A 9,693-nucleotide genomic window follows, 5' to 3' on the forward strand; every position below is an offset into this window, starting at 1 on the left:
AGATGTGTATAAGAGACAGGCGCCGATGGAGCCCATCAGGGAGCGCATGCCGACCGCCAGGCCGATGCCGGCGGCCAGGCCGATCGCGGCGGAGGTGGCGCCGATGACCAGGGCCTCGGCGAGGACCGAGCGCATCACCTGGCCGCGCTTGGCGCCGACGGCGCGCAGCAGGGCCAGTTCCTTGGTGCGCTGCGCGACCAGCATGGTGAAGGTGTTGTAGATGAGGAAGACGCCGACGAAGAGGGAGATGCCGGCGAAGGCGAGCAGCATGGTGCTGAAGCTGCTCATCTGCTTCTCGATGTCCTTGGCCTGCTTGGCGGCGAGTTCCTTGCCGGTCTGGGCCTTGGCGTGCTTGGCGTCGATCAGCGGCTTGATGTCGGCGAGCAGCTTGTCGGCGGAGGTGCCGGCCTTGGCGGCGACGGCGAGCTCGTCGTAGTAGCCGGGCTGGAGGTAGAGCTCCTGGGCGACCTTGGTGTCGAACAGGACCAGGCTGCCGCCGGCGTTGACGGCGCCGTCCTCGGTGGTGAAGACGCCGGTGAGGGTGAACTCCCTGACCGGGCCGTTGGTGGCGACGCGGACCTTGTCGCCGGTCTTGTAACCGCCCTTGGCGGCGGACTCCTTGTCGAGGGCGATCTGGTCGTCCTTGGCGGGGCCGGTGCCGTCGGTGAAGGTGTAGCGGGGGTCCTTGCCGTCCTTGACGGGGGCGTAGTTGGAGCCCTTGTTGGCCCAGCCGGAGCCGATCAGCCTGCCGTTCTCGTCGCCGACGCCGGCGAAGCCGGAGACCCGGCCGGAGACGGAGTCGACGCCGCCCAGGGCCTTGACCTTCTCCAGGGTCTGCTGGCTGATGCCGGGCTCGCCCTGCTTCTGGCCGTCCTCGTCGCGGGAGGGGCCCCACGAGGTGACGGAGACGGCTATGCCGTCGTAGCTCTTGGCGGACTGGCCGGAGAGGGCCTTGCCGAGGGTGTCGGTGAAGACGAGGGTGCCGGATACGAAGGCGACGCCGAGGGTGACGGCGAGGACCGTCATCAGCAGCCTGGCCTTGTGCGCGAGGACGTTGCGCAGGGCGGTACGGAACATGGGGTTATCAGTCCTGGGCTGGAAGTCTGTTCGTGGCTTCGGTGATCAGTGACCGATCAGCTGGTGCGGCCCTTGGCGTCGAAGGCCTTCATCCGGTCGAGCACGCCGTCCGCGGTGGGCGCGTACATCTCGTCGACGATGCGGCCGTCGGCGAGGAAGATCACGCGGTCCGCGTAGGAGGCGGCGACCGCGTCGTGGGTGACCATCACGACGGTCTGGCCGAGCTCGCGCACCGAGTTGCGCAGGAAGCCGAGGACCTCGGCGCCGGAGCGGGAGTCGAGGTTTCCGGTGGGCTCGTCGCCGAAGATGATCTCGGGGCGGGCGGCCAGGGCGCGGGCCACGGCCACGCGCTGCTGCTGGCCGCCGGACAGCTCGGGTGGGGCGGTGGGAGAGGCGGCCGGAGAGGCCGACCATGTTCACCACGGTGTCCAGCCACTGCTTGTCGGCCTTGCGGCCGGCGATGTCCATGGGGAGGGTGATGTTCTCCAGGGCGGTCAGGGTCGGCAGCAGGTTGAACGCCTGGAAGATGAAGCCGATCTTGTCGCGGCGCAGCTGGGTCAGCTGCTTGTCCTTGAGGCTGCCGAGCTCGGTGTCGCCGATGCGGACCGAGCCGCTGGAGAAGGTGTCCAGGCCGGCGACGCAGTGCATCAGCGTGGACTTGCCGGAGCCGGAGGGGCCCATGATCGCGGTGAACTGGCCCCGGCCGAAGTCCACGGAGACGTTGTCCAGCGCGACCACCTGGGTCTCGCCCTGGCCGTACACCTTCGAGAGCTGCGTGGCACGGGCGGCCACGGCCTGGGTGGTGTGCTGCGGGGCGTAGTTCATGGCGGTCACGGGGACTCCTGTCGAGCGGGTCTGCTGCGCGGTGGCGGGACCCTTCCATCCTCACCGCGGCCCTGCCCGCGGGGGATCAGCCGCGGTGCCCGTTCGACGGTCCACTCGAGTCTGACCAGGGGCGCGGTCGTCTCCTCCTCTGGTATGACGGGGGCCCTGAGCGCGCGCCGGGGCGGAGGGGTGGCCCGGGGTGGCGCGGGGCGGCGAAATCACGTCATTTGCGGGGCGGGGCGGAGTGTCTCCTTCAGCGCTGCCGACCGTGACTTATCGGTCCTGACGCCCACTCAATCGCCAATAAAATCAGACAACATCGGATAGACGGGCCTCTGGCCGACGGGGCGTTCCGGATAGGCTCACCGCAGCGTTCAAGGCTTTTACCACGGGGCCCGCTGCGCCCTGCCCGGATGGTGGAATGCAGACACGGCGAGCTTAAACCTCGCTGGCCCTCGGGCCGTGCCGGTTCAAGTCCGGCTCCGGGCACTCCCGCGGCTCCGCCGCAGCCCCGCACGCCGTTCCCGGGGCGCCCCCGGATATCCCCCGGCGGTCCGCCGTGCCTTCTTCTAAGATCCTCCTCCAGCAGTAGGGTGCTTTTTTTGCGAACGCATTACCCTTGACGCTAAGGCCGCGCAGCGTGGCCATGGAGGAGATGAGATGAGGAGCAGTAACCCGGTCTTCTCGCGACGGGGGTTCAGCCGCGACAACGGCGGCTACGCGGGCTTCGACGCGCAGTACGCGCAGGCCGGGACCGCGACGAACCCGTACGCGACGAATCCTTACGCCATCGACCCCACCACGGGCATGCCGGCCGCGCCGGCCCGCGGCGCCGCGATGACCATCGACGACGTCGTGAGCCGTACGGCCATGACGCTCGGCGTCCTGATCGTCACCTCGGTGGTGGCCTGGCTCGCCCTGCCGGTCGACCCGGCGAACCTCGGCAAGTCGTACATGATCGGTGTGGGCGCGGCGCTCGTCGCCTTCGTCCTCGCGATGGTCCAGAGCTTCAAGCGCAAGCCGTCCCCGGGCCTCATCCTGGCCTACGCGGCGTTCGAGGGCTTCTTCCTCGGCGTCATCTCCGCGGCGACCAGCTACTACCTCAGCGCCGGCGTGGTCATCCAGGCCGTGCTCGGCACGATGTGCGTCTTCGCCGCCGTGCTCGTCGCGTACAAGATGCGCTGGATCCGCGTCACGCGCCGCTTCACCGGCTTCGTGATGGCCGCGGCCCTCGGCTTCGTCCTGCTGATGCTGGCGAACTCGCTGTTCATGCTGTTCGGCGGCGGTGACGGCCTCGGCTTCCGCAGCGGTCCGCTCGGCATCGTCTTCGGCATCGTGGGCGTGGTCCTGGGCGCCTGCTTCCTCGCCATGGACTTCAAGCAGGTCGAGGACGGCGTCACCTACGGCGCCCCGCGCGAGGAGGCCTGGCTGGCCGCCTTCGGCCTCACCATGACCCTGGTGTGGATCTACCTGGAGCTGCTGCGCCTGTTCCAGATCCTCTCCGGCGACGACTAGTCGTACCGGCAGCCGCCGGCTCTCGGCGGTACGGGGAAGGCCCCGCGAGCGACGCTCGCGGGGCCTTCCCGCATCTCGGGGGTCTACAGGGGCAGGGGGGCCTGGGTTCAGCCGAACCGGCGGGCCGCTCTGCGCAGCCCGTACTCGTGGACGATCGCCTTCGCCTGGCCGTGCGACAGCTCGTGCGCGCCGAGCAGCCAGTTGACCTTCTCCTCGAACCGGAGGAGGGAGGGGCCCTCGTCGACGGTCCGGAGCCAGTCGGAGATCTCACGACCGGTGGTCTGGGGGATTCTGTCGATCATGTTGCGGTGGGTCTGCTCGGAGAACTCAACGGACATGGGCGCCTCCGGGGGTATCGCCGTGCTGTTCTCTTCACTGCACCGTGCCGGAGAGTTCGCCCGTTGGCAATGGTGCCGGACCGGCGCGTAAGGTCGGCCGGGTGCTCGATACCTCGCCCCTGACCGCCGCCGTGGAACGTTTCGCCGACCGGCTGCGGGCCGCCCCGCAGAGCCGGCTCCAGCGCGGAGCCGCCGCCGAGGCCCTGGAGCTGGCCCGTGAGCTGTCCCTGCGGGCACAGCGGCTGGAGGACCCCTCGGGGGCGGCTCCGGCGCGCGTGATGCCCGACGAGGGGGTGTTCGTCGTCGGGGACCAGCTGGCGGTGGCCGGGCTGGACCTGGCCGAGGCCCTGCGCGCCGCCCGCGGCACCGGAACCGGCCCGGACGGCGCGAAGGCCCCGTCCGAGATGCTGGACGAGGCCGTGGCGCTGGTGGAGCGGGCGGAAGTCAGAGCGATGCGATGACGCGGTCCGCGAGGATGTAGACGTTGCTGTCCGGGTCCTCGGCGTCCCCGCAGGAGAAGGTCAGCGCGTAGGCGCCGGAGATGCCCGAGCCGCCCAGCAGGACCGGGGCCGTACCCGAGCGCAGGGCCTCGGCCAGGCGCTCCGCCGTCTCCCGGTGGCCCGGGGTCATGCACAGGGTGGTGCCGTCCGTGAAGACGTACACGTCGAGGGTGCCCAGCGGGCCCGGGCGGACGTCCGCGAGGGCCGTACGGGCCTCCGCGAGCTCCTCCAGGCGGCTGACGGTGCGCTCGTGGTCCGCGCCGGGATGCGGCTGGACCGGAACGAAGTCGGGGTGCGAGGGGTGGCGCCGGCGGGCCGCGGCCAGCTCGGCCGAATCCTCCGGGTACTCGTCCGCGAGGTCGTCGCCCAGGACCGGCTCCAGGCCGACCAGGTCCGCCTGCCGGGGCAGGAAGACGGGGCCGTCCTCGCCCAGCCCGGGCAGCCCGCCCAGCAGGGAGGGGGCGTCGGCGGCGTCGCGGGCCTCCTGCGCGGCCCAGAACGCCCGCGCCTCGGCCAGCTCGCGCTCGCGCTCCTCGGCGAGGGCGGCGGCCACGGCGGCTCGTATCTCGGCGGCGGGGGACTCGACGGCGCTGCGGGCGTGCGGAACGCTCGCGCCGCGGGCGTGGGCCGGCAGGGCGAGCTCATCGCGCAGGGCCGACACCTGCTTACGCAGTCCGTGTACGGCGTGCAGCGCAGCAGCGCCCACGGCCGTGGCAGCGGCCGTGGTCAGCAGCAGGGCAAGAGGCATGGCGCTCACTGACTAACTCCTGGTTGATTCGATCCCCCGACTTCCTACATCAGCTTGTCCCGTGCTGGGAATGGCGTGCAGTGCATTACGTCATGAAATGGACAGGTCTTTCGTCCTGGAGGCCCTAGGGGGATGACGTCTGACCTGGGCAAATACCGATCCCCCAGGACAAAGGTCACATCCTGGGGGAGATTCGGTCACAGGTCGGCCGCGACGGGATTAGACCTGATGTCAGTACACCGCATGGATCTAGAGGATCCCTTGCGGGAGCTGGGGGCCCGGCTGGAGCGGTATCGGACCCCTCACTCTGCGCGCTGTGGCCCGCGTCTCAGCTGAGGCGCTCGATCACCATCGCCATGCCCTGGCCGCCGCCGACGCACATGGTCTCCAGGCCGAACTGCTTGTCGTGGAACTGGAGGCTGTTGATCAGGGTGCCGGTGATCCGGGCACCGGTCATCCCGAACGGGTGACCGACGGCGATGGCCCCGCCGTTGACGTTCAGCTTCTCCAGGGGGATCTCCAGGTCCCGGTAGGACGGGATGACCTGCGCGGCGAACGCCTCGTTGATCTCGAACAGGTCGATGTCGCCGACCGTCAGCCCGGCCCGCTTCAGCGCCTGCTTCGAGGCCTCGACCGGACCCAGGCCCATGATCTCGGGGGACAGGGCGGTCACACCGGTGGACACGATGCGGGCCAGCGGGGTCAGGCCCAGCTCCCGCGCCTTCGTGTCGCTCATGATGACGAGCGCGGCGGCGCCGTCGTTCAGCGGGCAGCAGTTGCCGGCCGTGACCAGGCCGTCGGGACGGAAGACCGGCTTGAGGCCCTCGACGCCCTCCAGGGTGACGCCGGCGCGCGGACCGTCGTCCTTGCTGACGACCGTGCCGTCCGGGGTGGTGACCGGGGTGATCTCGCGGGCCCAGAAGCCGTTCTTGATGGCCTCCTCGGCGAGGTTCTGCGAGCGCACGCCGAACTCGTCCATGTCCCGGCGGGTCACGCCCTTGAGGCGGGCCAGGTTCTCGGCGGTCTGACCCATGGCGATGTAGGCGTCCGGGACCAGGCCGTCCTCGCGCGGGTCGTGCCAGTCGCTGCCCTCGCTCTGCGCGACGGCGGCCGTACGGGCCTCGGCGTCGGCGAACAGCGGATTGTGGGTGCCGGGCAGGCCGTCGGAGGAGCCGTTGACGAAGCGCGACACCGTCTCGACACCGGCCGAGATGAAGACGTCGCCCTCGCCGGCCTTGATGGCGTGCAGCGCCATGCGGGAGGTCTGGAGGGAGGAGGAGCAGTAACGGGTGATCGTGGTGCCGGGCAGGTAGTCCATGCCCATCTGCACGGCGACGATACGGGCCAGGTTGTGGCCCTGCTCCCCGCCGGGCAGACCGCAGCCGAGCATCAGGTCGTCGATCTGGCGCGGGTCCAGCTCGGGGATCTTGGCCAGGGCGGCCTGGATGATCGTCGCGGTCAGGTCGTCCGGCCGGACGTCCTTCAGGGACCCCTTGCCGGCGCGCCCGATGGGGGAGCGGGCGGTGGAAACGATGACGGCTTCGGGCATCGGGACTCCAAGGGGTGTGCGTGCGTCGTTGCGGGACCGCAAGCGAAGTTACCGCCCCGTACGGTCGAGGTCACCGGGGCGGTGGTGTGATGCCCGTCGCTCCGGGCGGCCCACCGGCCCCCGGCGGGGCAGTGACCCGCCGGCGGGGCTGGAGGCAGGGTAGGGGACTGACGGGATGGCGCCAGGCACCGGCACCCCCTCAGGACGCCGACGGTGCCGCCGGTTCCGGCACCGGCTCCGCCGGGAGGCGCCGGCGGCGGCGGTGTTTCAGGAGGGCCCACGGGCCCCGGGCCGCCGTGACCTCGGTGCCCGGTTCGCCCGCCGCCGCCGAGGCGGCCTTGGCCACCGGGAGCATGTCCTCGTTGCGGGAGACGTCCAGGCGGTCCGACTCCGGCCACACGCCCAGCGCCGCGCACAGGGTCGGCAGGACGGCCATCGCCGCCGTGGCGTAGCCCTCCGCCGACGGGTGGTACGAGTCCGGGCCGAACATCTCGCGGGGGTTCGCCGCGAACTCCGGGCCCAGCATGTCCCCCATCGAGACCGTCCGCGCCCCCAGCGCGACCACCCCGATGGTCTGCGCGGCGGCCAGCTGCCGCGACACCCGCCGGGCCATCCACCGCAGCGGCTGGTACACCGGCTCGATCGTGCCCAGGTCGGGACAGGTGCCGACCACCACCTCCGACCCCGCCAGCCGCAGCCGCCGCACGGCGGCCGTCAGCAGCCGCACCGACTGCGTCAGCGGCATCCGCCGGGTCACGTCGTTCGCCCCGATGATGACCACGGACACGTCCGGCGCCGGCCCGTCCCCGTCCAGCAGCAGCGACACCTGACGGTCCAGGTCGTCCGACATCGCCCCCGACAGCGCCACGTTCCGCAGCTCCACCGGCCGCTCCGCCACCGCCGCCAGCCCGGACGCCAGCAGCGCCCCCGGGGTCTGGCGGGCCCGGCGCACGCCCAGGCCGGCCGCCGTCGAGTCGCCCAGCATCGCCATCCGCAGCGGCCCCGGGCTCAGCTCCGGCCCGCCGAACTCGCTCCCGTACAGGCCGTCCGCGCGCGGCGGATCCGGCAGGCCCGTCCCCACCGTCCGCTTGGCGAACTGCACCTCCGCCAGCACCAGCCCCACCGCGGCCACCCCGACCAGCCCGAGTCCGCCCCCGCCGTACGCTGCCCCCGCCGCGATCCGGCGGGCCGTTCTCGCTCTGGACACCTCTCAGGCCACCTCCTCGGTCGTGTTGACCTTCCTGCCCCGTACTGCCGGTCGGCCAATCCCTTTCCGCATACTCTGGCCGGACCTCCCGGAGAACCCGTGGAGTCCCCTTCTTGGAGAACATGGTGCAATTCCACGACTCGATGATCAGCCTCGTCGGCAACACCCCGCTGGTGAAGCTCAACCGCGTGACCGAAGGCCTGCAGGCCACCGTGCTTGCCAAGGTCGAGTACTTCAACCCCGGCGGTTCCGTGAAGGACCGGATCGCCGTCCGGATGATCGAGGCCGCCGAGCAGAGCGGTGCCCTCAAGCCGGGCGGCACCATCGTGGAGCCGACCAGCGGCAACACGGGCGTCGGACTCGCGATCGTGGCCCAGCAGAAGGGCTACAAGTGCATCTTCGTCTGCCCTGACAAGGTGTCCCTCGACAAGATCAACGTGCTGCGCGCGTACGGCGCCGAGGTCGTGGTCTGCCCGACCGCCGTCGACCCCGAGCACCCGGACTCGTACTACAACGTCTCCGACCGCCTGGTCCGCGAGACCCCGGGCGCCTGGAAGCCGGACCAGTACAGCAACCCGAACAACCCCCGTTCGCACTACGAGACCACCGGTCCCGAGCTGTGGGAGCAGACGGACGGGAAGATCACGCACTTCGTGGCGGGCGTCGGCACCGGCGGCACGATCTCCGGCACCGGCAACTACCTCAAGGAGGTGTCCGGTGGGAAGGTCAAGGTCATCGGCGCCGACCCGGAGGGCTCCGTCTACTCCGGCGGCAGCGGCCGCCCGTACCTCGTCGAGGGTGTCGGCGAGGACTTCTGGCCCACCGCCTACGACCCGAACGTGACCGACGAGATCATCGCGGTGTCCGACAAGGACTCCTTCCAGATGACCCGCCGGCTCGCCAAGGAAGAGGGCCTGCTGGTCGGCGGCTCCTGCGGCATGGCGGTCGTCGCCGCGCTGCGCGCCGCCGAGGGGCTGGGACCGGACGACGTGGTCGTCGTCCTGCTGCCGGACAGCGGCCGCGGCTACCTCAGCAAGATCTTCTCGGACGAGTGGATGGCCGGTCACGGCTTCCTCGAGGAGGCCGGTCCGGCCGCGCGCATCGGGGACGTCCTCGCGGACAAGGAGGGCGGCATCCCGTCGCTCGTCCACATGCACCCCGAGGAGACGGTCGGTCAGGCGATCGAGGTCCTGCGCGAGTACGGCGTCTCGCAGATGCCGATCGTCAAGCCGGGCGCGGGTCACCCGGACGTGATGGCCGCCGAGGTCATCGGCTCGGTCGTGGAGAAGGAACTGCTGGCGGCGCTGTTCGCGCAGCGGGCCTCGCTCGGCGACCCGCTGGAGAAGCACATGAGCGCGCCGCTGCCGCAGGTGGGTTCCGGTGAGCCGGTGTCCGAACTGATGGCCGTGCTCGGTGAGGCGGACGCGGCGATCGTACTGGTCGAGGGCAAGCCGACCGGTGTGGTGAGCCGTCAGGACCTGCTGGCCTTCCTGGCGAAGACCGCGAAGTAGCGCTCGCCCTCGCACGAGGGAGGGGGCGGAGCAGGGGCCGGGGTCCGTTCCCGGCCCTTGGCGCAAACGGTACGGCCCCGACACATGGCGGCAGCGTCCGCTTAACACGGCACCGGCACAGTGGTCTTGTCGGCGGGGCCGTCCGGGAGACCGGGGCCGGGCCTGGCCGACGCCATGTGCGGCGTCAGCGCGTTTCCGGAGCGGCTCCCGGAGCGGGCCGGCGCCCCAGGACGCGGACAGCCCCTGACCCGGCCCGTGTCCCCGGCCGGGGCCGCCGTCGTCCCGCCCTCCGGGCCAGCCCCGGGGGTACGGCGGCCCCGCCGGCTTTTCCGGCCCCCTCCGTTCCCGGGGCTCCGCCCCGGCCCCCCTGGGGGCTCCGTCCCCAGACCTCGCCGGGCGCGGAGCGGCACATTCCAGCCCGCG

The 9,693-nt window shown here is 71.3% G+C and carries 8 protein-coding genes, 1 tRNA gene and 1 pseudogene; 4 read left to right on the forward strand and 6 right to left on the reverse strand.

Annotated elements, in window-relative coordinates:
- Positions 1–1,077: ABC transporter permease (locus VR44_RS12770; protein WP_045947579.1), on the reverse strand; the 1,077-nt coding region annotated here is incomplete at its 3' end.
- A 56-nt stretch (positions 1,078–1,133) separates the two neighbouring features.
- Positions 1,134–1,902: pseudogene (locus VR44_RS12775) on the reverse strand (ABC transporter ATP-binding protein).
- 407 nt (positions 1,903–2,309) lie between these two features.
- On the opposite strand from VR44_RS12775, the gene VR44_RS12780 reads away from it, so the two are divergent.
- Both VR44_RS12780 and VR44_RS12785 read left to right on the forward strand, forming a co-directional pair.
- Positions 2,310–2,391: transfer RNA gene (locus VR44_RS12780), tRNA-Leu, on the forward strand.
- 171 nt (positions 2,392–2,562) lie between these two features.
- A complete protein-coding gene (locus tag VR44_RS12785; RefSeq protein ID WP_045947580.1) occupies positions 2,563–3,417 on the forward strand; it encodes a Bax inhibitor-1/YccA family protein in 855 nt (284 codons plus the stop codon).
- A 107-nt stretch (positions 3,418–3,524) separates the two neighbouring features.
- On the opposite strand, the gene VR44_RS12790 is transcribed toward VR44_RS12785, so the two are convergent.
- Positions 3,525–3,755 (reverse strand): DUF4287 domain-containing protein, encoded by a 231-nt coding sequence (locus VR44_RS12790; protein ID WP_042812614.1) that lies wholly within the window; start codon positions 3,753–3,755, stop codon positions 3,525–3,527.
- 101 nt (positions 3,756–3,856) lie between these two features.
- Here VR44_RS12790 and VR44_RS12795 point away from each other — a divergent pair, with 101 nt between their 5' ends.
- Complete coding sequence (locus tag VR44_RS12795) at positions 3,857–4,216, forward strand: hypothetical protein (RefSeq protein WP_045947581.1); 360 nt, start codon at positions 3,857–3,859, stop codon at positions 4,214–4,216.
- Here VR44_RS12795 and VR44_RS12800 read toward each other — a convergent pair.
- From VR44_RS12800 to VR44_RS12810, 3 genes are all read right to left on the reverse strand, one after another.
- On the reverse strand, positions 4,200–5,003 hold the full coding sequence (locus VR44_RS12800; protein ID WP_094191589.1) for a hypothetical protein: 804 nt from the start codon (positions 5,001–5,003) through the stop codon (positions 4,200–4,202). The two genes, VR44_RS12795 and VR44_RS12800, sit on opposite strands and share 17 nt — an antisense overlap.
- Positions 5,004–5,331: 328 nt before the next feature.
- The gene (locus tag VR44_RS12805) at positions 5,332–6,552 is read right to left on the reverse strand and encodes an acetyl-CoA C-acetyltransferase (RefSeq protein ID WP_045947583.1); all 1,221 of its coding nucleotides are present in this window, start codon (positions 6,550–6,552) and stop codon (positions 5,332–5,334) included.
- A gap of 199 nt (positions 6,553–6,751) precedes the next feature.
- Positions 6,752–7,759 carry an SGNH/GDSL hydrolase family protein gene (locus VR44_RS12810; protein WP_045947584.1) on the reverse strand — a complete coding sequence of 336 codons (1,008 nt, stop codon included), beginning with the start codon at positions 7,757–7,759 and terminating at the stop codon, positions 6,752–6,754.
- 125 nt (positions 7,760–7,884) lie between these two features.
- On the opposite strand from VR44_RS12810, the gene VR44_RS12815 reads away from it, so the two are divergent.
- Positions 7,885–9,270: a cystathionine beta-synthase gene (locus tag VR44_RS12815; RefSeq protein WP_045947585.1), complete on the forward strand. Its 1,386-nt coding sequence runs from the start codon at positions 7,885–7,887 to the stop codon at positions 9,268–9,270.
- Positions 9,271–9,693 lie beyond the last annotated feature (423 nt).

It is taken from the genome of Streptomyces katrae, from assembly GCF_000966975.1.
In the GTDB taxonomy this organism is placed as follows: domain Bacteria; phylum Actinomycetota; class Actinomycetes; order Streptomycetales; family Streptomycetaceae; genus Streptomyces; species Streptomyces katrae.

What these genes read in the sequence shown, in the direction of transcription:
- VR44_RS12805 (WP_045947583.1), bottom strand. Translation starts at nt 6,552, where the DNA reads ATGCCCGAAGCCGTCATCGTTTCCACCGCCCGCTCCCCCATCGGGCGC.
- VR44_RS12800 (WP_094191589.1), bottom strand. Translation starts at nt 5,003, where the DNA reads ATGCCTCTTGCCCTGCTGCTGACCACGGCCGCTGCCACGGCCGTGGGC.
- VR44_RS12785 (WP_045947580.1), top strand. Translation starts at nt 2,563, where the DNA reads ATGAGGAGCAGTAACCCGGTCTTCTCGCGACGGGGGTTCAGCCGCGAC.
- VR44_RS12790 (WP_042812614.1), bottom strand. Translation starts at nt 3,755, where the DNA reads ATGTCCGTTGAGTTCTCCGAGCAGACCCACCGCAACATGATCGACAGA.